Source organism: Clostridium sp. AF19-22AC, assembly GCF_003479085.1.
GTDB classification, from domain to species: domain Bacteria; phylum Bacillota; class Clostridia; order Lachnospirales; family Lachnospiraceae; genus Faecalicatena_A; species Faecalicatena_A orotica.
In genome coordinates this window covers 13,362-35,856 of record NZ_QUGN01000015.1, presented here as the reverse complement: position 1 = coordinate 35,856, position 22,495 = coordinate 13,362, and the positions used below count along the sequence as shown (strand labels likewise).

Below are 22,495 nucleotides of genomic sequence, written 5' to 3'. Positions count from 1 at the left end.
CCTTCACCTCCTCTCTGTCAGCAATTCGTATAAAAAATCAACGTTCCGGAGTTTTTTTCTGCTTTTCATTCTTCGTCAGTTCCGGCAGATACTGTTTTAGTTCCTCAACAGATTCTTTTATCAATGGGTGATTCTGGTATTCGGGTATCAGTTTTAACTCTTCTGCTGCAATCTCCCGCCTGTTAAACAGCGGCCACTGGATACCTGAGTAATCAGGGATTGTCTGGTCCTGAAGGACAAATCCGATACCTGGACCTTTAGCGGTACCTTTCCTCCTGATACGCTGGTATTCCCTGACTGCTTCTGGCAGGGTCAGATTCTCCTGCATTTCCCCGAAATTATGAAATTCCATGCACTCCGCTGCAAAAAAAGAAATACTGGCATGTTTATCATGTTCTGTTTCCTTCCTATTTTTTTCATGTTCTGTTCCTTCCGACTGGATTGATTTCAGGCTTTCCCGGATGGATGGCTTCTTCAAATGTTCGGCATGTTCCGTCAGCCGTTCCATTTTTGACAGCATCTTCTCCGTCCGGTCTTTCATTCCGGTCATGGTTCCCATGAGATGATATAAGCCCTTTTGCATCTGGTATACGCTCCCTCGTTCCACATCACGTCCTGGTGCTTTTACAGACCCTTTGCCAGCCAGTTCTCTCCCGATATTTCCGATATGGGTCTTCGCCGCATGCAGTTCATCTGCCATACTCCCAAGCCTGTCAATCCCTCTGTCCATTGATAAGACAGACTGGCTTAACTGGCTGTGCACCTTCTGGATGCCCTTCTGCAGACCTAAAAAATCAATTGTTTTTGCCAGTGTCAGGATTCCTTTTTCACGGAAATTTTTCACGGTCCTCTGGACACCATCCATAAATTTTTCTTTCAGCACATGGATCGTCTCCCTTGCTTCCTGTACTTTACCTTCCACTTTAGCAACGACACGCACCGCGGCCGCCTTGATCCCCTGATCCTGGATCACGCCAAGCTGCTCCTTCACATCCCCTAGTTCCTTCAGTACAGCTCCCAGCTGTGTATCCATCGCATCCAGATATTGGGCAAGGCCGCTGACCTGCTCCTTTTCCTCCTTCATCCCTTTTTCATCCAGAATCCGAAGCAGTTCCTCCAATTGTTCCTGTTCCATAAGTGGTACTTTTAGTGTTGATTCCATGCAATATCACTCCCTTCTCTAAACATGAAATGCCGCGCCCCATATAGGACACGGCACATTCTTTTAAGCCTCCCCAGGCTTGGTTGTCATCAGTTTATATAACCCTGTATTTTTCGGGAACGAGTTCTCAAAAGGAACGATATTCCCGGAACACCGGATCAGCCCCCGCCCTGCACCTACATTCGTAATGTACGACAGCTGGTTATCCGAAATATTGAGCAGGGCAGCCAGTTCCTCCCGGTCCGTACTTGACTGGTTCAGCAGGATCAGGAACTCACTGTTGGCAAGCATTAACCTTGCGGTATCGGATTTCAGAAGTTCCTCTACATTTTGTGTCATGCCTGTCACAAATCCAAAATACTTCCTGATCCTTTTATAGAGGCGGTAGAAGAAATCAGCACTGTATGGATACCGGAATAAGATATAGAACTCATCCGCAAAGATCCAGGTTGTTTTCCCTTCCTTCCAATTCTGGATCACCCGGTTAAAAATGCTGTCCAGAGTTACCAGCATACCCAAGGGCATCAGTTGTTCGCCCAGTTTCCGGATATCGTAGTCGATGATCCTGCTTTTGGTATTGACATTGGTGGTCTGGGCAAAGGTGTTCAAACTTCCATTGATAAACAGCTCCGATGACAGCGCCAGCCCTCTGGCCTCTTCTTCCGGCTGGAGCATCAGCTGGCGGTATAAGTCTTTTAAGGTCGGCATTTCTCCTTTATAACCATTCCTGATATAATCCCGGTAAACGTCTGCGGTACAGCGGTCCAGAATGGATTTTTCCTTGGCAGAAAGATTCCCGGTTCCCACCAGCTGTTCGAACAAGGAGAGGATAAATTCTGACTTCTCAATCAGCGGGTTCTTGTCATCCCCATATGCTGCATCCATATCCAGCGCATTTAGATGGGTATCTGAGGTTGCTGAGATCTGGATGACCTCCCCGTTTAGAGCCTCCACCAGAGAAACAAATTCCGACTCTGGATCCAGGATCAGGATATCGTCATCCGTGGATAATGCCAGGTCCACAATCTCTTCTTTTGCTGAAAAACTTTTTCCGGAACCGCTTACCCCCAGACGGAAAGAGTTGCCGTTTAACAGCTTCCTCCGGTCTGCCACCAGCATGTTTTTACTGACTGCGTTCTGCCCATAGTAGATCCCGCCCGGCTGCATGATCTCCTGCGTGTGGAAGGGGATTAAGACAGCCGTGGATTCTGTGGTCAGGGTCCGCAGGGCATTGATTTTCCGCAGGCCGTATGGCAGGACCGTATTGAGCCCGTCCACTTGCTGCCATTTTAAGACCGAAAGCTGGCACAGGTGCTTTCTGGCGATGGACAGCAGCGTATCGGTATCGGAGTCCAGCTGCTCTTTCGTATCTGCCATATGCACCATCGTTAAAAGCCCGAACATCATCCGCTGATCCCGGGTCGTCAGGTCATCCAGCATCTCCTTGGTCTCTTTGCGCTGAAGCTCCATGTCGTAAGGTACTACTGCGGAAAAGTTATTGTTTGCGTTCTGGCGCCTCTGCCAGTTGGTCACATTCGTTTCCACACCCAGCAAACGGTTCTGGATCTCCCGGACCGCCTCATCGGTTGGCACCGGCAGGATGTCAATGGACAGCATCAGGTCCCGGCTGAGATCGCACAGTTCCGAAACCATGTCATCCTTCACATAACTGGCATAATCCTGCATATATAAGACCCGCCCATAGCGGCCGTCAAGCTGGAAGCAGTCTTTGGAAACTTCCATACTTGCCGGGCAGATCCAGTCCTTGAAGCTGTGTCCTTTTCTGGCAAACTCTTTTAAATCAAAGGGAACCCCCACTGGTTCTCCTGCCTGAAAGAAATCTCGGAAAACCTGCAGACGCTCCCCTGCATCCAGCTCTTCCCCTACAGAGGACAGCTTTGCAAGGTGGGTGATGATATCGGTCCCCACACGGGCAAAATAGGTCCTTGCCTCGTCAATGTTCTTTTTATGGACGCTGATAGTCAGATACCGTTCCTGATAAATGCTGTTGTTGGTGCCGCTGACCTTGGAGAGCAGCATGTCGTTATACTCCCTGCGGTATTCGTCCAGCCCGTCCTGTTTCATGGGAATCAATAGGGACTGTTCAAATTCCTCTTTATTGATTCTCCGGTTATTGAGGGTAATCTTGGCAGATGTGCCGGAATCCAAGGCGTTTAAGAGTTCTGAATAATCCAGAAACATCTCCGTCTTATCGCTCTTGCTCGCAATGGAGTAATTGATATCCGAAAACCGGAATGTCTTTGAAAACTTGCTTTCCACCTGAAAAATCCCATCCGGCCAAATCTTACGGATGGGGACTGCCTGCTGGACAGATTTGGGGACTTTAAACTTCTCCCTGTCCATTTTTGTTGCCTGATTAAGAGTTTTAATCAACCGCATTCCCCCTTCCCTTTTTCTTCATACGATGCGTTTTTTTCATACTCTGCTTTCTTTTCTGTATGACCTGCGCTCCATCACTTCCTGTACGCTCCCCGGCCCGAATGCAGTCTTCCATGCATTGGTAATAGAGATTTTCGGACTGGAAGGTCAGACGTTTGGGATACAGTAGCTCTGATTTGATAACTGCCCAGAGAAATTGTTCCGCGGTCATGCCGTGGTACTTAAAAAAGCCACAGGCTGCAAAGGGGGCTGCGCCCATCACACACAGCCAGCCGGTAATCTCCTCCCCGGCCAGTTCCCTCAGACTGAAATATATCCCAAGCGCGGCCCCAACTGCCAGCAGGGAAAATGCACATTGACGGAAATTCAGCCCGAAAAACATGGACTCCTGATAATCTCTGATTTCTTTATTCATTTTTACTTCCATTTACCGTTCCTGTCCTTTCTTTGATTTCTTTGTGCGGCTCCTTTTTTCTGGTTCCTGTTTCGTCATCCCATGAAGAGCCCGGTATTTCTCCACACCCTTGGGATCCAGCTCTGCCAGACGGTCCAGATTAAATGCCACCTTGCTGTATCTGGCATATCCGGAATAGCCCTCTTCCGGAAGCACCTTCCCCAATTTATGTTTTTTTATAAAGTTCAGCTTGCTGTTCCGGGCGAAGTCATCAATATATGCCTCATTGATCTCTGCCGGGGAATAGGGCAGATTGATGGTTAAGTCTGCGAAGGATTCCATCTCTCCATCCTCTTTGTGCAAAAGTCCGATATAGAGCCGGTCACCGTATGCATAGGCACCCACTTCAATTACTAATTCTTCATGCCCAAATTCCCAATCATATCCTAATGTTTTTTCTTCTTCCATCTATCTCTAATCTCCTTTTTCTTGATATTTCATTTACTTTCTTTCTCATCTATTACAACCCCATAATCTCTTTCACAATCCGGTCGGATGCCTTGATTGCCCCCACCAATACCAGCAGGTTAAAGATCAGCTCTCCCACGTAATTCCATACAATGGTCACGGCTGACAGGCTGCTATCACTGATGGCCGGCGGGCTGGCTGCAAATACGGAAAAGATGATGCAGGCCAGTGCAATGACTGCCCCTTCCAGACATACACCGGCATATGACCGTACAAAGTTTTTCCCCACGGATTGTGTGGGTTCCCCTGCGAATGTAGAGATGGGGATTGGCGCCAGTGCCGTATACATATACAGCTTGAACATCCTGCCGTAAACGCTCATGATCATGATAAAAGACATCACAGTGATCAGCAGACTCCCAAGCAGCGTGACGATCCACAAAGGGATCGACTCCAGCATGCCCACAGATTCAATCTTTTCCACAATCTCTGCCGGAAGCTCCGTGACCGTTCCGCCGGCCATGCCGGATTGGGACATGATGGTGGAAACAACTCCCTGTATGATAGAGAAGATCGCTGTCATCAATTCCATGCCGTACATAACAGCCCCCTGTGCCAGTGCGAAACGGACAAACGCTTTCACCGCATGCTCCGGCTTTTTTATGTCTGTATAGCTGCCGCAGGTCTTCACGATCCCTGCCGCAAAAAATAATACTAAAAGTCCATATCCAATGGCTTTCAGTGCATCGTTGATGGTCACCATGACGCTCCAGATTTCCCCGCCCTTGAAGGTTTCCGGGTTCTGTGTCAGCAGGGTCCATATCTCTGCCAGCTTACTGCTCCAGGTCTCCAATGCAGAATTTAAATTCTGCACAATCCAGTTATCACTCAGTAATTTTCACCCCCTTTGCATTCAAAAATGAAAGAGAGGCCGTTTTAAGGCCTCCCGGTACATACATTGCAGTCCTATCCCATGATCAGGTCCAGGATTTCTTTTGCAAAGGTAATGATGATTCCTCCGGCCAGAGTCAGGAAACCATTGGCTCTCTGGCTGGGGTCATGGCTTTTCAGACTGAGCCCGACCTGCACAATTCCAAACCCCAACAAGATCAGGCCGATTGCGCGGATCAGGGAAAATATAAACGTGGATAAATTATTGACTACCGACAGGGGATCCCCTGCAGCATAGACAGATATGCTTCCACAGCATAAGAAACACACAGCGCCCACATAGCAGAGGGCAATCCCCTTCTGCAGCCTTTGGGCAGGTGTTGGTTTGATTCGTTTTTTCTTTCTTTCCTTTTTATTCAGTTTTTGACAAAATCTATTCGTCAAGAGGCATTCCTCCATTCTTCTACTGCCGGAACGCATCTGTATATGTTCCGGAGGTCTCAAAAGGCTCCCCAAGGATGTCTTCCCAAGAGAGCAGTTCATAGTCATCATATCGGTTTTTATCAAACGGAAAGCTGTCATGTGCCAGCGGAGCCTCCGCATAGTTGTAGGCTTTGGCTCCTCCATCCTCCGTATATTTAATGTTCGGGTGCTTCATCAAATCGTATTTCTGATCCAGGATCGGACGTTCGCCCCGGATAAATAGCAGGGCATTCGAATTATCCAGCATCCTCACCTCGTCCGGCATCAGCAGTTCCCTTCCACTCTGCTGAAAATTCGTAGAGTAACTGCCGGATTTCCCCTTGGTCTGTCCATAGGTGTTCGTATCGATGGTTTCCTTCCCCAAAAGCTCTGAGACATATTTATGGGTCTCTTTTTCGTTGCCGCCGAGGTACAGAAACTCATCGCAGTTCCCCACCAGACTTTCCCAGCTGTCCTTGAACAAAGCCTTTAACTGCGCCATGTTTTGGATGATGATACTGCAGGAAATCCCTCTGGATCTCATGGTTGCCAGGATTTTTTCAAACTCGTCCGGCAGGGCCACATTGGGAAATTCGTCCATGATACAGTGGACGGAAACAGGCAGTTTTCCGCCATGTTTCCGGTCTGCCACATAATAAAGGGTTTGGAACAGCTGGCTGTAAATCATCCCTACCAGATAATTCAGGGAGGTATCTGCATCGGGGATACAGCAGAACAATGCCACCTTCTTTTCCCCGATGCTGGCTAGATCCAGTTCATCCGTACAGGTCAGGTTTGCGATCTGCTGTAAGTTAAAGGCTGCAAGTCGCACGCCTACACTGATCAGGATAGATTTCGCGGTCTTTCCCGAAACGAGTTGTCAAGGACTTTTTAATCAAATTCACAAAAAAGCCACAAAAAAGTGCCAGAAGCACTTCCATGCTCCTGACACTCAGGTGGGTGAAATTACTTGCGTCTGCTTAACAGTTCATCGCAAAGATACGCATATTCCGGCAACTGGTCGATATAGGGTTTCCAGCGCCGCTTAATCTCGGCCAGTTCCAGCGGGTCGGCTTCTTCTATCGCGTGGTCGTTGCCTGTCATATACAGAACATCCATCGCAACATCATCCAGGCACTCGTGACAGAGATCGGCGGCAGACTCTATCCTCCTTCCGGTATCAACATAAAGCGGGTTTAGGCCAATCGCCAGCCAGACAAAGCCCACTTTATCAGACCATAGCAGTTCAAAATTAGTGCTTTGTTGAAGATGCTCGGCAAACACCTTTCGTACCCGTTCAATCTCAGTTTTCTCTTTTTCTGTGTACAGCATTTTCATGTCCTCCTTGGCTAAAAGTTTTGGTGTGTACCATCATCAGTTTAACACAAGGCGGCTGGCTTTATCAGCCGGTCACATCTGCTGTATCTCGTTTTTGAGCATACGCTTGATTTTGTCGCTCATGGTTTCGGTGCTGGTATCGCTGAAATGGACGCGCACCTTGTAGGTGGTCTTGCCGATTTTCTTTACCATCGCGGGAGCGTCCTCCGGCACTCTGGCCGGAGCGGTATCTGCGGTCTGCATGGTACGGGTTTCTTCGCTCATGGCGCTCCTTTCTCCGGGCGGGGCTGCGCCGTCCGGCAAAACAATTATTCGCTCTTACGGTTCACAATGTCTTTCGCCGCCTGTTTGGTGGCCCCAGCGTTTTCCTCCCGGAAGTTCTTCCCGGCAAAGAGGATCGGGGCGCACCGTTCCAGGATACGGTCATAGATGCGGGCGTGGGCCAGGTCGGGCGGGTTCTTGAGTTCAGCCAGCTTCAGGTTGGTGGTGATTATCATGGGCCTGCGGCTGCGGTAGCGGCTGTCAATGACGAAAAACATCTGCTCCATAGCATACTCGGTACTGCGCTCCACACCCAAATCGTCAATGATGAGCAGGTCGTACTCGTCAAAGCTGGCGATAAAGTCGGCCCTGTCCTCGGAGAACATCCCTGTCAGGCGGTTCAGAATGGTGGGAAAGTTCGTCATCAGCACCGGCACATCCCGGTCAATCAGGGCGTTAGCGATACAACCGGCGAAAAAGGATTTGCCGGTTCCCACATCCCCAAACAGCAGCAGGCCGGTGTTGTTCTTATAAGCATCCTTCCAGTTCTCCACATAGGCGCGGGCCTTGTCCATCAGGGGATTTTGGCCGTTGTCGTTGGCGAAGGTGTAGTCGTACAGATAGCGGTCTTGCAGGCCCTGAGCCTTTCGGCGCTTGATACGCTCCATGCGGCGCTGCCGTTCCTCGTCGGCCTTGCGCTGTTCCTCGGCCTCCCGCTGGCACTGGCAGATACAGCGGGGCATGAAGTAGCCTGGTTTTCCAAAGCATGGCACAACGGTCTGCCTCTGGCCGCCGCACTTCTTACAGTGAATGAGGCCGTCTGCCGGGTCTATGTACTCGTCCTCAGCCAATTCCACACCGGCAGCTGCCTTGTCGATGAACGCCCGGATTTCTGCGGTAATCTCAATCATACAGTTTCATCCTCCTTTACGCTGTAATCCCGGTTGCGGGTGGGCGGGGCCGCCTTTTTCGCGTCCTCACCGGCCCAGCGCCGGATGGTGGCTGCATGGCTCTGATAACGCTTGCCGGTAGAAGCCATGTACTCGGACAGCTTTTCGATGTACTGGCCCCATACAGTGGGAAAGCTGGCCTGCAAGTCTGCCAGTTCTTCATCCGTCAGGAAAACATTCTGGTAACGGCCATAGGTGTGGGAAGGGTGCCCCGTTTCAGGGCGTACCTTCTCTATCTCTCTCTTTATCTCTATCTCTTTCTCTAACTCTATCTCTATCTCTGGTGGACGAATGTCGGACAAATGTCCGCCGTTTGTCCGGGGCGCAGAAAGAGCCTTATTTTGAAGCCTTGCAGCCCGCTTTCGCTCGGCCTCGGTAGAGGACTGGCCTATTAAAAGTTCGATGTTGCTCATGTAGAATGTGCCGCTCTCCAGCACTTCCACAAGACCCAGCTTCAAAAAGATCTGCAAGGCTCTCTCCACAGTGCCGATCTGCTGGCGGGTAATGGTGGCGATCATCTGCGCCGTGTAAGGAATGTCCTCGTCAAGTTGAAGCCGTCCACCATGTTTCAGCGATTTCAGATACAGCTTGAGCAGAATGTTGGAATACAGCACACCATCCTGCATACTTTCCAGCAGCACGATGGAATCATCGTCAAAATAGTTTTCTTTGAGTTTCAGGTAATAATATTTTCGGTTGTCTGACATAGGGTTCCTCCTTGGGGTTTCTCTTGGGATTCTGTACGCATTTTAAGGCCGTTTTAGGGGTCGGAGGATAAATCTATCAGCCTGCCTTTGACACCCTCGAAAAAATCCTTGATTTACAAGGGTTTTTCAGCCCCTAAAGCGTGACATTTCTCCCGTTGTTTCCGCTTGCGCTTTGCGGCGTTGATCCGCTTCATGCGAGTGGAACATTCCGGGCAGTATTTGGCCCGGTTGGAACCGGGGGTAAACAGCGCCCCGCATACGGCGCATTTCTTCACATTCATCCGGTGGAACAGCGCCGTTTCCAGTTCCTTATCCTGCGGCAATACCGCCGTCCGAAACCACCTGCACAATAGGGAATAGGAAATGGACTGGACACAGACACATTTCTCCCCATCGTCCAGGGCGATACAGTTTCCATCGATGTAGTTACAGCACTCATGCACCAGCCTCCGCACTCTGCGGTACTGGCGGTAATCCATGACTGGGATAGGTTCAGACTTATTGTTCTTCATAAATGATTTCTTTCATAAAGCCGGTAACCTCCTTGAATGAATTTATTGTTAAATATTCGTGCAAAGTATTGTTTTCTTCGTGCAAATGGCATATACTATAATTGCCAGCAGAAAGGGGTTGATCGTATGGCTGGAAATACCACAAACATCAGTATCCGCATGGACGCAGATTTGAAAGCGCAAGCGGACGCACTGTTTACTGAACTTGGCATGAACCTGACTACGGCGTTTAACATCTTTGTGCGCCAGTCGCTTCGTGAAGGCGGCATTCCCTTTGAAGTAAGGCTGGAACAGCCGAACAAAGAAACGGTTGCTGCCATGCTGGAAGCGGAAAGGATTGCAAAAGACCCGTCTGTAAAGGGCTACAATGACCTTGACGAGTTATTTGCTGACCTGAAAAGATGAAAGAAACCAAATATACCGTCAAGTACACGACCAGTTTCAAAAAAGACTACAAACGAGCCATCAAGCGTGGCTTGAAGATCGAGGTGCTGGAGCAGGTCGTAGCGTTGCTGGCGATGGGCGAACCGCTGCCAGATAAGAACCGTGACCATGACCTGTCCGGCGATTGGGCAGGCCATCGGGAATGTCACATTCTCCCGGACTGGCTGCTTGTCTACCGCATAGAAGATGATGTTCTGGTGCTGACGCTGGCCCGCACCGGCACACACAGCGACTTGTTCGGCAAATAAACAGTCTGCCGCCGTATGGGGAAACCTGTACGGCGGTTTTTCTGTGTGCAAAAGTATGTCGTGAAACGCGGTAGCCCTTACCGCTCCGGCTCCCGGTCGTGAGACTTGTCCCGTTCCTGTCTGGACAGCTGCTCGGCGGTTTTGCGGAGCCGTTCCACTGCTTTCAAATCCTCCCGCATGGATTTCATGGCAAGCGTGTCCGTCTGCTTTCCAGCGGCCAGCTGGTCGATTTCCAGCTGCCATGCCTTTGGGGTGATTGCCTCGCCGCTGTCTTTCAGTTCTTTCAGATACCGGGCCGCTGCGTCATACAGAATCAGTTCCCGGCTGTGGCGCTGTTCAAACTGTTCCCGTTTTTCCGGCTTTACTTTGGCAAGCTGCTTGTGGATGGACTTGTACTGGTTGTACTGTTCCCACATCTCCCCGCGCTCGGTAAGGGTAGTGATCCGGCGCTCGGCCTTGACGATCTTTCCGCGCAGGTCATAGTAACGGCTGTTCATATCAGCGATTTTTTCATGAAGCTGCTGCATAGACTGGATGCCGTTTGCCTGCAAAAAGCTGAATAGTGCAGCGCTTTCCTGCAAAGCCCGGATTTTGCCGGTGCGGGTGTGGGGAGCGTTCAACTGCTGCTGAGCCTCCCACAAAGCTGTCAAGCTGCTTTGTTGTGTTTGTGGTTTTTCCGTTTCGGCTTTCGACCAGCGATAAAGACGGGTAATGCGGGCTTTGATTTCTTTCAGCAGCTTGTTGTCGGCGGCGATCTGCCGGTTGACTTCTCCCTTGTCGGTGCGGATACCGCGCTTCTCCATCTGGCTGGCCGCTGGCCCCAGGTGGACAGAGGGGATTTTATCAATGCCCCGGCGCTTGTAGCTGCGGTGGTCTACCAGGGCGGGCTGACCGGCGGCCTCCAATGCACGGTTGGTATAAGCCGCCCATGCCGCCCGCCAAATCTCCACATTTTCTTTATCGTTCCAGTCGGTCGTATCCTCTCTGTGATTTTTCCAACCGCCTTTCCCATCCGGGATACGCTGTCCATTCTCGTCCAGATCGTATGCCTTGTGGCACTTTGCGCCCCACTGTCCATTTTCTTTCAAAGGCCGGAGCGTCAGCATGATATGGACATGAGGGTTGCCGGTTCCCTTGTCATGGATAGCAAAGTCGGCGCACATTCCTTTGTCTACAAAGTTGTCCTTCACATAGGCACGCACAAGGGCAAGCTGCTGTTCGCCGGACAGTTCACGGGGCAGGGCTGCTTCAATCTCGCGGGCAAGCTGGCTGTCTCTTGCTTTCTCGATTTGCTCCACGCTGTTCCAGAGGATAGAACGGTCTGCAAATGACCGCGGGGCGTGGTCAGGCAGCATGATCTCCGCATGGACAATGCCGCCTTTCCGGGTGTAGTCGTGGGTCATTCCATCCCATTCATTTGTCAGCTTGGTTCCGCTGCGGTAAGCAGCTGCGGCAACAGCAGAACGGCCTGCGCTGCGCTTGATGATACTGACGGGGATATGACAGAAATCTATGGGGAACACCTCCTTTCAGTGAGTGGATAACAGGCTCTGTGGAGCCGGACAAACGCAAAGCGGGTGTCTGGCTGCGCAGAGCGCACAAGGGGTTTGGGGAGCGTAGCGCCCCATCGCGGACGAAGTACGCAACGCCCCCGGCAGGGCGCACAGCACCGGCAACGGTGTATAAGTGCGCCCTTGTAAACAAGGGACTTATGGCGTGTCCCCGGATTTTGGCAGGTTTGCAGTCAATTCCGCCGCCCCCGGAAGATGGGACAGGGCAATCAGGAACGCCTTGACCTCTATGCCGGAAAGGTCGGGAGCCAACGGGAAAATCCCCTCCAAAACGGCTCCACGCTCAATCAGGCGGCGGGTGCGAACCTTGCGTTCTTCGTTCCGCTGCTTGTTCTCCAAAATCTTCTTTCGGTTTTCAAGCTGCCGAATCTCCTTCAGGACTTTCTCCCGTTCTTCTTTTTGGGGGTGGGCTGTAATTTTTTCGTTCATGTCAGGCACCTCTTTTCTTTGGAAATACTCATAGATTGACCGTCCATTTCTGTCGAGCAAAGTACCGGCGCAGCCTCCGCAGTGCGGCATGGATGGATTTTCCCGCCTGTGATGGCGTGATACCCTCCATTGCGGCAATATCTTTCACTTTCATACCCAGCATATAGCGGGCGTGGACACGGCGGGCCTGCATAGGCGGCAGGGAAGAAATGGCTTCGTACAATCGTCGTATCAGTTCTTCGTATTCGGCTAATTCCTCTTTTTCTATCAGGTAGTCCTCCGGCGATGGCTGCGCCCAGCCGATGGCGGCATTTTCGATTCCATCGTTACAATCGAGGGAATAAAATGCCTTATACCGGAACATCTTGCGCTCTCTGGCGGCCTCGGCTCTCTTATCCAGAAGAAACGCTTCGACGATCTCATCGGACACCTCCACAAAAATGTCCTCTTTGCAAAATGGATAATATTGTTTGAGATTGATGGTCTGCATAGGCATGCCCTCACTCTGTTTGGAAAAGGCCATCATAGCAGCGGCGCATATTCCGCAGACCCCGGCGGATGGCAACGCTGACCTTGCTGCTGTGGACGCCCTCTCTCCGGGAGATTTCCGGCTGCTTGATACCGGCAATGTAGTAGGCGTGAATACGGCGGGCCTGTGTCGGAGTGGCATGAGCCAGAGCCACCGGAAGAGCTGCAATCAGGTATAGGCGGGTGGTCATTTCTTCTCGTTCCAGCAAAATATCTTCCGGCGATCTGCTGTGTTCCAGTGCGTAATTTTCCAACCAGCTGTATGCGTCCAGAGAGTAGTAGGCGCGGTGGTAGACTTTCCGACGCTCATAGTTCTCCATCTCCCGCTTGGCCTGATACATCGCTGCCCACACCTCGTCCGTAACATCCACAAACTCGTCATGCCGGTAGTGGGGATACATCCACCGCAGATTGATTGTTTTCATAGGCTTACCTCCTGAAAATCGGAGAGGCGGACAGCTCGTCCGCTGTCCGCCCCTCGCTGAGATAAGGGAAATGATCCCTTTCACTTGGTAGCCAGAAAACAGGTCATTCGTTAAGCCTGTTCTCAAAGAAATTTATAAATTTTTTTCTGACCGCCTCCACACTTTGATAAACAGCCACTTTGGAGCAGCCGCACAGCACACCGATCTCTGCAAGGCTCAGCCCGTCAAGCGCATAGAGCAGGAACCGGCGGCGCTGGACCTCGGTACAGGTGTCCAGAACCGCCATCAGCTCATGCAGCGTTTCCATGCGGCAAAGGTATTCCTCCGGCGTTTCGCCGTAGACCCCTACACCCTCGGTGGTAATGATGTACTCGTCAAACTCCCGGCCATCCCAATGCCGCCGCTGTTCATGGAACAGGTTCTCCGTTTTGTGATCGGCCCGGTCAAGAAATTCATAGACTTCCAGCGTGACCTCCACAGCCACAGCTTGTCCGTTATAATTGATGGTAACTTCCATCTGCCTTTCCTCCATTCAGATTTTTTTGGTAAATCTGAATGGGGCGGCGGAGAACGGCACTGGGGCCAGGGTTCGGGCCATGCTGGCCCGATGTTACGGCCCCACAGGTATGAAAAAACGCCCGGACAGCAGAAAGCTATTCGAGCGCAAAAACTCCAATATTCACTTACAGAATGACAATTTTCGCACCGGCTGCCAGACGGAGCCTGTTCGTTGACTGGGCTTTTTTTGACGGTAGTGAAATATCGTCTGAATTTGTCGGCGGTCAATGTGCTTCATGGCGGGTCCCTCCTAAAGCCGCCGTGTCAGCGTGTAGTCGTCACTCCTTTGTCGAGGGCATAAGGAACGGCGGCCTTGATGTTACTCAAAACCGCCGCAGTACCCGGAAAATCCATTTTGGGCGCACAAAGCTGCCTGCCCTGCAACGGTTTTTTTCTTTCCCCGTCTGGCGGGGCAGGATCGCTTGTCTTATTCGGTTTTAGTTTTGCTCTTGTTCGGCTGCCTCTTTCAGCCGGTCAAAACTCTCATCGCTGATGATGTGTTCAATACGACAGGCATCGGCCTCCGCAGTTTTGGGGTCAACGCCTGCGGTGATAAGCTGCTCGGTAAAGAAGCAGTGACGCTCGTAGATTTTTTCGGCTACCTCGCGGCCCACATCGGTCAGATGGAGAAAGTGATCTTCGTCCATCATAAGAAAGCCGCCGTCCCGCAAGGTAGCCACTGCATGGCACACGCTGGGCTTTGACACCTCCATGTGCCGGGCCACATCTATGGAGCGCACCATACCGCGTTTCTTTTGGAGAACAAGGATGGTTTCCAGGTAGTCCTCCCCGGACGCATGAAGTTTCATCTGAACCTCCTTTACTGAGCCAGCTTCCAGCCGATGGCCTCCTGTCTGGCCGATACAAAATCGGCATACAGGCCCTTTTGCTGGATCAGCTCCGCATGAGTGCCGCGCTGGACGATATGAGCGTTGTCCAGTACAAGGATCTGATCGGCGTTGCGGACGGTTTTCAGACGGTGGGCAATCATGATGATGGTCTTGTCATGGGTCAATGCCTCGATAGCCCGCTGCAATTCATCCTCATTCTCCGGGTCAACGCTGCTTGTTGCCTCGTCCAAAATGATGATAGGTGCGTCCTTCAGCATGGCGCGGGCGATGGAAATCCGCTGTTTCTCACCGCCGGACAAAGTGCCGCCTCCCTCGCCAATCACAGTATCATAACCCTCCGGCAGAGCGGAAATAAAGTCATGGCAGCAAGCCTTCTTCGCCGCCTCAACTACCTGCTCATGGGTGGCGTCCGGGCAGCCAAACTTGATATTGTTCTCAATCGTATCTGCAAAGAGGTATACGCTCTGGAACACCATCGAGATATTCTTCATCAGGCTGTCCAGCTTAAAATCCCGTACATCCGTACCGCCTATGGTAATCTTCCCGGCATTCACATCCCAAAAACGGGCAATCAGGTTGCACATCGTTGTCTTTCCTGCCCCGGAAGGGCCGACAATGGCCGTAGTCGTTTTTTCGGGAATGGTAAAACTGACCTGATCTAATATCTTGCGGTCTGCGTAGGAAAAATCCACCTTGTCAAACACGATCTCGCTGGACTTCGGCGTAATGTCAGCGCCTTTCTCGTCCATCACCGGCGTGTCATCAATGGAGTTTGCCGTATCCATCGAAGCCGCCAGCATTTGTAGCAGAGAGGCCATATTCCCGGCGTTCTCCAAATCGTTGAACACCATGAAAGAAGCAATCACCAAAATCAAGCCGTAGGCCAGTGACAGGGAGCCGTCCAGCCAGAACCAAACCGAGGCCAAAAGCAACAGGACGCTAAACACCCGGACAACGGCCTGTTTGATAGCGTCATAGGGAACGCTGGCCTTTGTCAATTTCAGGTTATCTCGGCAGCTCGCCTTAATTGCACTGCCGATAGACTGCGTGCTGTCCCGTTCCAGTCCAAATGCTTTGACAATCCCCATCCCCTGAATGTACTCCAACACGGACTCTACAAGGGACTCCTGTGTGTGCTGGCGTACCCCGCTGAGCGCGGCAGATTTGCGAAGCGCCAGTTCCGCTGCTGCCAGATAAAGAAGGACACCGACAGCAGCCACAAGCCCGATCCGCCAGTCGAATATCAGCAGGACAATGACAAGAGCTACCGAGTTGAAAAATCCACCCAGTACAGACACCAGGACACGAGCCGCCGAGTTCTCTACATCACCCAAAGTTGTTGTGACAATGGCGGTAATGTTCCCGATACTATTCTTGTTGAAGTAGCCCATCGGGATATAGCGCAGCCGATCTCCAATGTGGATACGCTTTTCCGCTACCATGCAATAGCCGGTTTCCGTCTGCTCCATCGTGGAAAAATAGGTCGTGATGATACGCCCGATGAGGGAAACGGCCATAATTCCCAGCGAAATGCAGATAAACTTTCCGTCCCGGTTGTCAGATACTAACGCGCCGATCACTACAAAGAGGGCGGCAAACTGCATGGCTGAAAACAGCCCGGACAGGAATGAGAATAACAGGGATTTTTTTAGAAGCTCCTTTTTGCTGCCTGCAAAAGCAAAGATTTTTTTCAATGTTCCATACATCTGACAACACCCCCTTACATCTGGTCTTTCGCGCCGATGTGCGCCTGCCACATATCCCGGTAGAGAGGACAGGTTTCCAGCAGCTTCTCATGCGTACCCTGTGCGTGGATGGTTCCATCCTTCACCACAACGATGTTATCTGCGCCAACAATGGTAGACAGCCGGTGTGCGATCACAATCAGGGTCTTGCCGACAGTTAAAGTGGAAATGGCTTTCTGCACCAGCGCCTCATTCTCTGGGTCGATATAGGCAGTTGCCTCGTCCAAAATGACAACCGGCGCATTTTTCAGCATGGCGCGGGCGATGGCAATCCGCTGGCGTTCACCGCCGGAAAGATGGGAACCGGCGCTGCCGACAACCGTATCATAGCCATTATCCAGCTTGCGGATAAAGGCGTCGCAGCCGCTTTGTTTGGCTGCCTGCTCCACCTCTGTGTCCGTGGCACTGGGTCTTCCCATGCGGATATTCTCTCGGATACTACGGTTAAACAGGTAGTTGTCCTGAGATACATAGGAAATCTGGTCTGCAATTTCAGACAGCGGCATATCCTTCAGCTCATGGCCGCCGAGGGCAATGCTGCCGGATGTAACATCCCAATACCCGGCAATCAGCTTCGCCACCGTAGACTTGCCGGAGCCGGACGGCCCTACAAGAGCGGTCATGGTGCCGGGGTGGATGGCGAGATTCACATCATGCAAAACCTCTGTTGTCCCGTCATAGGAAAACGACACAGACCTAAGAGAGATGCCGGTATTTTCCAGCTTGATCGGCGTTTCTTTATGGTTCAGTTCTTCGACGTTTAGAAGCTGGCTGATTTCTTCCACATTTGTCCCCAATACGGCCAAATCGTCCGTAAAGGTAAAGGCCGCGATAATCGGCCCAACAAGGCCCAGCGAGAAAATTACGATAGACAGGAAAGTGGAAAGTTCCAGGCTACCGGAGAGCCAGAACGCGAAGCCGCAGGGTAGCACACAGATCAACACCGAGGGCAAAATGGCGTTGTAGGCGCTCATGGTTTTCTGGTTTTCTCTCATCCAGTCCACATAGTAGTTGGCATTGTAGTTTACTGCGTCAGAATATTTTTTGTAGGAACCGGCGGATTGACTAAATGCTTTGACTACCTCAATCCCACCAATGTACTCTACAATGGCGTTTGCCATCTGCTTTCCCGCTTTAACCGCGCCCTCCCACTTAACGGGATAGTTCTTCATGCCAGCAGACATAACAGCAAGGCCCACCACCAGCGTGACAAGGGACAGGAGAGCCATGCGCCAGTCCATGACGAATAGATACACGACAATTACCAAAGGCACCAGCACATTTGCAGTCATTTCCGGGATCAGGTGCGCGAAGGTTGGCTCCATCCCTTCTACCCGGTCAACAATCGTCGTTTTATACTGACCGGACGGAGTATCTAAAATCGTCCCCATCGGGACGCGGGCCAGTTTCTCGGTAATATTCTCCCGGAGATCTCGCAGCGTGTAATAGGTCGCTGTGTGAGAAATTGTTGTGGAAAGATTTGAGAATATGACTTTTCCCAAATAACCGCAAAGCGCAATAACACAAGCTGCTGTATAGTGCGAAAAATTCTGATCCCCGGACAACATCAGCGTAACAATATGAGCTACACAGAAATAAGGCACCATCTGGCAGGCTACGCCTAATACCGCAAGGGCAATGCTGCCGATGAATTTCCCGTGATAGGGTTTGCCCCATCCCCATAAGATGCCTATGGGTGACTCCTTCTTTTCCTCCTTCATTTTACAGATACCCCCTTTATGAAATAGTTTCTGATTTTTTCAAGACCCGCCTCATCCATTTGGAATTGGTCAATGATGGAACCGTTCTCAAAATGGACAATATCCGTACAACAGTCTAATATCAACTCAAGATCATGAGTAATGACATACACGGTAATACCCGTGTCCCTGACTTGTCGCAGGACATTTGCAACCTCTTTCATGTGTTTATAATCAAGGCCGCTGGTCGGTTCATCAAAAAATAAAATAGAGCGTTTAGAAGCGATTGCTGAGGCAATCGCTACCCGCTGTTTTTGGCCGCCGGAAAGGGACATGGGGTGTCTGTCCTTGAAGCCTGTCAAATCTAACTTGGCAAGGATTTCTTCTGCTTGTTCTTGATTTTCCTCCTCCATACTGATTAAAACTTCATCCAATACCGTTTCCGTAAAAAGCTGATGATTGACTTCCTGCATTACCATATAACAAGTATTTAACCTATCTTTAGGTCGATAAGTTCTGCCGTTCCAGATAACTTCACCACAACGCTTTTCCAAACCGCAGAAACATCGGGAAAAAGTGGATTTCCCGGCTCCATTATTCCCGATAATACCTACGATACGATTTGCAGGGATTTCACATTCACGAATGTGAAGTGTTTCTGATTCATTTTTGTATGCAAAGCAAAAGTTATGAAGTTCCATTTGTTCTCTGGCCGGCGGCAATGCTTTAGGCGGCAGCAAATCTTCAAGAATAAAGGTGCGTAGCCCTAAATTGACTCTCTGCTGCTCCGTCAGGCGCTCAAACTCTGCTGCGGAGTAATCCTTTTCCACTTTCCCGGCGGTAATATAAATAAAACGATCTGCAAGGCCGCGCAGATAGTAGAGTCGGTGTTCCGATACGATAACCGTTTTCCCTTGCGACTTCCAAAAGGCAAGCGTGGCTCTCAAATCAAGAATAGAAGAAGCGTCAAGATTGGATGATGGTTCATCCATGACAAGTACATCCGGTTCCATAATTGATGCACCGGCACAGGCGATTTTCTGTTTTTCTCCGCCGGAAAGATGGAAAATATTGCGCCCCATCAGTTTCTCTAAACGAAAATCCCGGACGGTTTTTTCTAATCGTTCCCGAATACTTTGCTCCGGCTGGCCGAGATTTTCACATCCGAATGTAATTTCACTGGTCGTATCTACATTAAAAAACTGAGAGCGTGGATTTTGAAATACGCTGCCAACCGTTTTCGCAGTATCATAAATGGGCTGCTCCGAAACTTTTGCCCCGTTCACCCACACTTCTCCGTTCATTTTTCCTTCATAGTAGTGCGGAATTAGGCCGTTAATTAGTCGGGTAATTGTCGTTTTCCCGCAGCCGCTTTCGCCACAAAGCACGATAAATTGGCCATCTTCTATGTTCAGGTTTATATCCTGAACCCCACTGGCACTCTCATTTTCTTCTCCATAAGAGAAGGTCACATGGTCGATCCGTATCACAGGCTCACCTCCTCAAAAAACAATTTGCTGCTGCAATAAAAATAAAACAAAACAGATGATACAGAACAAGATTGCAACCACATCTTGAAAATGAAAACCGATCTGACATACATTTGTGCGTCTAACAGGGGCACCCAGCCCCCGGGTCAACGCAGCAGCAGATAGTTCATCGCCAATCTTCACAACGGATACCATCAATGGAACAAGCCTGTATTCTATCATCAGAAAAGGATTTTTTCCGCCAAAATGGATGTTCCGCATTTTCATTGCGTCCCGGATTGCCTGATATTCTTCGCTGATTGTAGGGAAAAAGCGGAAAATCACAGACATAGGAATGACGATTTTTTCTGTAATGTGCATACGCTCCATTGCACCGATAAATTCACTGACCGAAGTCGATGAAATCAAATAGGCTCCCGTCATGATGCCAGGTGCAAACCGTGTCATGATAGATGTAATCGCAAGCACAATAAAAGAAAGCAGGCCGCTCAATGTTGTAAGGGCTATCCGTTCTAACACAAAACAAGCCACATATAATAGCAAATACTTTCCTGCCGTTTTGAAACGACGCTCCGATAAAATCAACATAAAAGGCACAAGGCTTAAGCAGGGCTTGACAATATTCATAATCCCTTCGTTGCTGGTGCTGAACATCAGTGTCGTAATCGTCAACAATAGGACGAGCTTTGTGCGAGGGTCAAGCAATATTCCTTTTTTATTTTCGGTTGTTGCAGAGAATGATACCCCGTTCATTACACAATTCCCGCTTTAGCAAAATGCTTTTTCAGAAGCGCCTTACCCAACAGACCGCCCAAAATTGCAAAGACAAAAATTCCGGCGATTACCAGAACAATGCTCCACATGGGCATGACAGCCATTACTCGATCAGCGTATTCCTCACCAAAGCTGGCCGCAAAACTGGCCCAGGAATCCTCTACCATGAAATACATGGGAATGTATGTACCAACCATCCAAAGACTGAATACCGCATAACCAAGAATACTTTTCTTTGCACTTTTATAATCGCCGGATTTCAAAATCAGATCTCCAAGCAAGCCGAAAATCAGCCCCATAGGCACACCCCAGAAACCCATGCCGGTAAGCCCCATCAGCAGGCCACTCAAAACGCCCATGATTGTAACCATGCCGAATTTCTTAACCCTGGTGAGGAACAGCATGAAAGGGATGCCGGTAATCAGCGACCACAGACTTCCGAGGACAGGAAGAAAGATCGGAACAAACCCAATGGGAATAGCAACACAGCACCCGATGACAAAGTAAAGAACCGTGAACAGACCGAGGTTAATCAGGTCTTTTGTTTGTAACTTGTTATTCATAACGAATACCTCCATTCATTTGCTGGTTAGCACTTTCTAACCTCTTTATAAGATAGCACAGTTAGTTATGGCTCTCTACAACCAATCATCTTTTTGGCTCCAAACAGCAACGAGTTTTTTTATTGACTGACTTCGTTTGCAATTCTATAATATAATTAAAATCCAAAGCAAAAAACAGGTAGTCGAATGACAGGAGCAGGAAATGAAGATTGATGATATTATAAGAAAATGTATTGAAATACCTGGGATTTCAATACAGCGTAGTGATTTTAGCACAGAGCTGCTCTTAAAGGAAAAAGAAGGAAAAGGCTCAATGACCTTTTTCCCTCTCTTTCCTGGAGTTACTATTGCTTATATCTTTGTAAATTCTCCGACTTGGACAGCACCGAATTTTCGTGAGGATAGCTCCATAGAAAAAGGCCCTTTGCTCTTAAACTACTGTGTAACTGGCCGTTGCGAAATTATCTTGAACAATGAAAACTTTGTATATGTGAAGGATGGAGAAATCTCTTTAACTGAGCGTTTTGCTCAAAAGCAATATGTATATCCGCGCCGCATTTATGAAGGGATGGAATTTTTTATTGATATTGATACACTGACGGCACAAAGCGTATGGGTACAAGGGGAATTTGATATTAACTTTCACAAAGTTGTTGATCGATTTTGCCCTGATGGTGCTACCTACATTTCACCTGCCACCTCCGAAGTCGAAGAAATATTAACAAAACTTTGGAGCCTATTTGATGTTTCAATTCCATTTTCGATTTCACAAATGAAAATATACACATTGGCACTGTTTTCTCTATTGCAAAGTCAAAATGACATTCCTCCATCGCAAGCCTGTACTTTCTTTACAGAAACACAAGTAGATATTGCAAAGAGGGTAGAAAAAATTATTACTTCCGATTTGCGTCAACATCATCCAGCCTGGGAATTGGCAGCACAGTTTTCTGTCAGTGAAACCAGCTTAAAAAATTACTTTCGCGGTGTTTTCGGGCAAAATATATCCATTTATCTGCGAGAAGTCAGAATGAAGAAAGCAGCAGAATTACTTGCTACCACAAGACTCTCCGTAGCTGAAGTAGCAGAGCAAGTCGGTTATATGAACCAAAGCAAATTTGCATCGGTTTTCAAAAAACAGTTTGGACTATCGCCGCTGGAATATAGGCGTTCAAAGAATTTGGAAAACTGATAAGACTAAGGCCGGGATTTGCCGTTTGTCAGCAAAATCCCGGCCTTACCTATACTTAAAATTTCATGCGTAAATCAATTCTTGAAAAATAACTTCCTCCGCCAGTGCTTCTTCCCTGGTCATGCCAGACACATCCAGCGCATGGGGTCACGGGCTTTCAGTTCCTCGGTGACGCCCGCCGCCTCCATCATGCGGGGCAGCATGGCGTCCATCCGCTCCCGCGCCGCCCAGTCAATCTCCAACAGGTGCGGGTACAGCTTTTCGCTCAAAATCAAGCTGCTGTAAAGGCCGGGCCGGTGTTCCTTCAGGTAGCGTTGCCGCATACGGCCATACTTGCCGATGGGGGGCCTCCGGCTGCTCGGAAAGTTTCAGATCAGGGATGTAGTAATCTCCGCAGCGGGTGTAAGTCAATTCGCTCATGTTCATTCTCCT

The 22,495-nt window shown here is 49.7% G+C and carries 25 protein-coding genes and 2 pseudogenes; 3 read left to right on the top strand and 24 right to left on the bottom strand.

What is annotated here, in order from left to right; genetic code table 11:
* Nucleotides 1–37: 37 nt before the first annotated feature.
* The 12 genes and pseudogenes from DWX43_RS16865 to DWX43_RS16810 all read right to left on the bottom strand — a co-directional run bounded on the left by DWX43_RS16865 (nt 38) and on the right by DWX43_RS16810 (nt 9,545).
* The gene (locus DWX43_RS16865; RefSeq protein ID WP_118621135.1) at nt 38–1,162 is read right to left on the bottom strand and encodes a DUF6674 family protein; all 1,125 of its coding nucleotides are present in this window, start codon (nt 1,160–1,162) and stop codon (nt 38–40) included.
* Nucleotides 1,163–1,225: 63 nt separating this feature from the next.
* The gene (locus DWX43_RS16860; protein WP_118621134.1) at nt 1,226–3,562 is read right to left on the bottom strand and encodes a VirB4-like conjugal transfer ATPase, CD1110 family; all 2,337 of its coding nucleotides are present in this window, start codon (nt 3,560–3,562) and stop codon (nt 1,226–1,228) included.
* Nucleotides 3,549–3,989 carry a PrgI family protein gene (locus DWX43_RS16855; protein ID WP_118621133.1) on the bottom strand — a complete coding sequence of 147 codons (441 nt, stop codon included), beginning with the start codon at nt 3,987–3,989 and terminating at the stop codon, nt 3,549–3,551. Before DWX43_RS16855 ends, DWX43_RS16860 begins: the two co-directional genes overlap by 14 nt.
* Nucleotides 3,990–4,424: a DUF4313 domain-containing protein gene (locus tag DWX43_RS16850; protein WP_118621132.1), complete on the bottom strand. Its 435-nt coding sequence runs from the start codon at nt 4,422–4,424 to the stop codon at nt 3,990–3,992.
* A 52-nt stretch (nt 4,425–4,476) separates the two neighbouring features.
* Nucleotides 4,477–5,316, bottom strand: a complete 840-nt coding sequence (locus tag DWX43_RS16845) for a hypothetical protein (protein ID WP_118621131.1) — start codon at nt 5,314–5,316, stop codon at nt 4,477–4,479.
* A gap of 74 nt (nt 5,317–5,390) precedes the next feature.
* Nucleotides 5,391–5,681: a glutamyl-tRNA amidotransferase gene (locus DWX43_RS16840; RefSeq protein WP_330582285.1), complete on the bottom strand. Its 291-nt coding sequence runs from the start codon at nt 5,679–5,681 to the stop codon at nt 5,391–5,393.
* Nucleotides 5,682–5,778: 97 nt separating this feature from the next.
* A pseudogene (locus DWX43_RS16835) lies at nt 5,779–6,648 on the bottom strand (TraG/TraD/VirD4 family protein); the annotation flags it as partial.
* 95 nt (nt 6,649–6,743) lie between these two features.
* Nucleotides 6,744–7,109, bottom strand: coding sequence for a hypothetical protein (locus DWX43_RS16830; protein ID WP_002596498.1), 366 nt, complete (start codon nt 7,107–7,109; stop codon nt 6,744–6,746).
* A gap of 78 nt (nt 7,110–7,187) precedes the next feature.
* Complete coding sequence (locus DWX43_RS16825) at nt 7,188–7,379, bottom strand: transposon-encoded TnpW family protein (RefSeq protein ID WP_118621129.1); 192 nt, start codon at nt 7,377–7,379, stop codon at nt 7,188–7,190.
* A gap of 44 nt (nt 7,380–7,423) precedes the next feature.
* Entirely contained in the window at nt 7,424–8,287 is an 864-nt protein-coding gene (locus tag DWX43_RS16820) for an ATP-binding protein (RefSeq protein ID WP_118621128.1), read from the bottom strand.
* Nucleotides 8,284–9,033, bottom strand: a complete 750-nt coding sequence (locus DWX43_RS16815; protein ID WP_118569218.1) for a phage replisome organizer N-terminal domain-containing protein — start codon at nt 9,031–9,033, stop codon at nt 8,284–8,286. The genes DWX43_RS16820 and DWX43_RS16815 overlap by 4 nt, the downstream gene beginning before the upstream one ends.
* Before the next feature lie 113 nt (nt 9,034–9,146).
* Complete coding sequence (locus tag DWX43_RS16810; protein ID WP_118621127.1) at nt 9,147–9,545, bottom strand: cysteine-rich VLP domain-containing protein; 399 nt, start codon at nt 9,543–9,545, stop codon at nt 9,147–9,149.
* Between the two features lie 126 nt (nt 9,546–9,671).
* On the opposite strand from DWX43_RS16810, the gene DWX43_RS16805 reads away from it, so the two are divergent.
* Both DWX43_RS16805 and DWX43_RS16800 read left to right on the top strand, forming a co-directional pair.
* Nucleotides 9,672–9,950 (top strand): type II toxin-antitoxin system RelB/DinJ family antitoxin, encoded by a 279-nt coding sequence (locus tag DWX43_RS16805; RefSeq protein WP_005924829.1) that lies wholly within the window; start codon nt 9,672–9,674, stop codon nt 9,948–9,950.
* Nucleotides 9,947–10,237, top strand: a complete 291-nt coding sequence (locus DWX43_RS16800; RefSeq protein WP_066085058.1) for a type II toxin-antitoxin system YafQ family toxin — start codon at nt 9,947–9,949, stop codon at nt 10,235–10,237. Before DWX43_RS16805 ends, DWX43_RS16800 begins: the two co-directional genes overlap by 4 nt.
* Nucleotides 10,238–10,314: 77 nt before the next feature.
* On the opposite strand, the gene mobQ is transcribed toward DWX43_RS16800, so the two are convergent.
* The 11 genes from mobQ to DWX43_RS16745 all read right to left on the bottom strand — a co-directional run bounded on the left by mobQ (nt 10,315) and on the right by DWX43_RS16745 (nt 20,871).
* Nucleotides 10,315–11,760 carry a MobQ family relaxase gene (mobQ, locus tag DWX43_RS16795; protein WP_118621126.1) on the bottom strand — a complete coding sequence of 482 codons (1,446 nt, stop codon included), beginning with the start codon at nt 11,758–11,760 and terminating at the stop codon, nt 10,315–10,317.
* 186 nt (nt 11,761–11,946) lie between these two features.
* Nucleotides 11,947–12,237: a DUF3847 domain-containing protein gene (locus DWX43_RS16790; RefSeq protein WP_118621125.1), complete on the bottom strand. Its 291-nt coding sequence runs from the start codon at nt 12,235–12,237 to the stop codon at nt 11,947–11,949.
* A 28-nt stretch (nt 12,238–12,265) separates the two neighbouring features.
* On the bottom strand, nt 12,266–12,727 hold the full coding sequence (locus tag DWX43_RS16785; RefSeq protein WP_009589128.1) for a sigma factor-like helix-turn-helix DNA-binding protein: 462 nt from the start codon (nt 12,725–12,727) through the stop codon (nt 12,266–12,268).
* A 10-nt stretch (nt 12,728–12,737) separates the two neighbouring features.
* The gene (locus tag DWX43_RS16780) at nt 12,738–13,190 is read right to left on the bottom strand and encodes an RNA polymerase subunit sigma-24 (RefSeq protein ID WP_118621124.1); all 453 of its coding nucleotides are present in this window, start codon (nt 13,188–13,190) and stop codon (nt 12,738–12,740) included.
* Between the two features lie 103 nt (nt 13,191–13,293).
* Nucleotides 13,294–13,707: a sigma factor-like helix-turn-helix DNA-binding protein gene (locus DWX43_RS16775; protein WP_118621123.1), complete on the bottom strand. Its 414-nt coding sequence runs from the start codon at nt 13,705–13,707 to the stop codon at nt 13,294–13,296.
* Between the two features lie 478 nt (nt 13,708–14,185).
* Nucleotides 14,186–14,557, bottom strand: a complete 372-nt coding sequence (locus DWX43_RS16770) for a metal-dependent transcriptional regulator (protein WP_118621122.1) — start codon at nt 14,555–14,557, stop codon at nt 14,186–14,188.
* Nucleotides 14,558–14,568: 11 nt separating this feature from the next.
* Nucleotides 14,569–16,305 (bottom strand): ABC transporter ATP-binding protein, encoded by a 1,737-nt coding sequence (locus DWX43_RS16765; protein WP_118621121.1) that lies wholly within the window; start codon nt 16,303–16,305, stop codon nt 14,569–14,571.
* A gap of 14 nt (nt 16,306–16,319) precedes the next feature.
* Nucleotides 16,320–18,065: an ABC transporter ATP-binding protein gene (locus tag DWX43_RS16760; RefSeq protein ID WP_118621120.1), complete on the bottom strand. Its 1,746-nt coding sequence runs from the start codon at nt 18,063–18,065 to the stop codon at nt 16,320–16,322.
* Complete coding sequence (locus DWX43_RS16755) at nt 18,062–19,534, bottom strand: energy-coupling factor ABC transporter ATP-binding protein (RefSeq protein WP_117502738.1); 1,473 nt, start codon at nt 19,532–19,534, stop codon at nt 18,062–18,064. Before DWX43_RS16755 ends, DWX43_RS16760 begins: the two co-directional genes overlap by 4 nt.
* 12 nt (nt 19,535–19,546) lie before the next feature.
* Nucleotides 19,547–20,287 (bottom strand): energy-coupling factor transporter transmembrane component T, encoded by a 741-nt coding sequence (locus DWX43_RS16750; RefSeq protein ID WP_117502739.1) that lies wholly within the window; start codon nt 20,285–20,287, stop codon nt 19,547–19,549.
* The gene (locus DWX43_RS16745; RefSeq protein ID WP_118621119.1) at nt 20,287–20,871 is read right to left on the bottom strand and encodes an MptD family putative ECF transporter S component; all 585 of its coding nucleotides are present in this window, start codon (nt 20,869–20,871) and stop codon (nt 20,287–20,289) included. The genes DWX43_RS16750 and DWX43_RS16745 overlap by 1 nt, the downstream gene beginning before the upstream one ends.
* A gap of 202 nt (nt 20,872–21,073) precedes the next feature.
* On the opposite strand from DWX43_RS16745, the gene DWX43_RS16740 reads away from it, so the two are divergent.
* Nucleotides 21,074–22,063 (top strand): AraC family transcriptional regulator, encoded by a 990-nt coding sequence (locus tag DWX43_RS16740; protein WP_025490807.1) that lies wholly within the window; start codon nt 21,074–21,076, stop codon nt 22,061–22,063.
* Nucleotides 22,064–22,126: 63 nt separating this feature from the next.
* On the opposite strand, the pseudogene DWX43_RS16735 reads toward DWX43_RS16740, so the two are convergent.
* Nucleotides 22,127–22,483 (bottom strand): annotated as a pseudogene (locus tag DWX43_RS16735) (TnpV protein).
* Nucleotides 22,484–22,495: the final 12 nt, after the last annotated feature.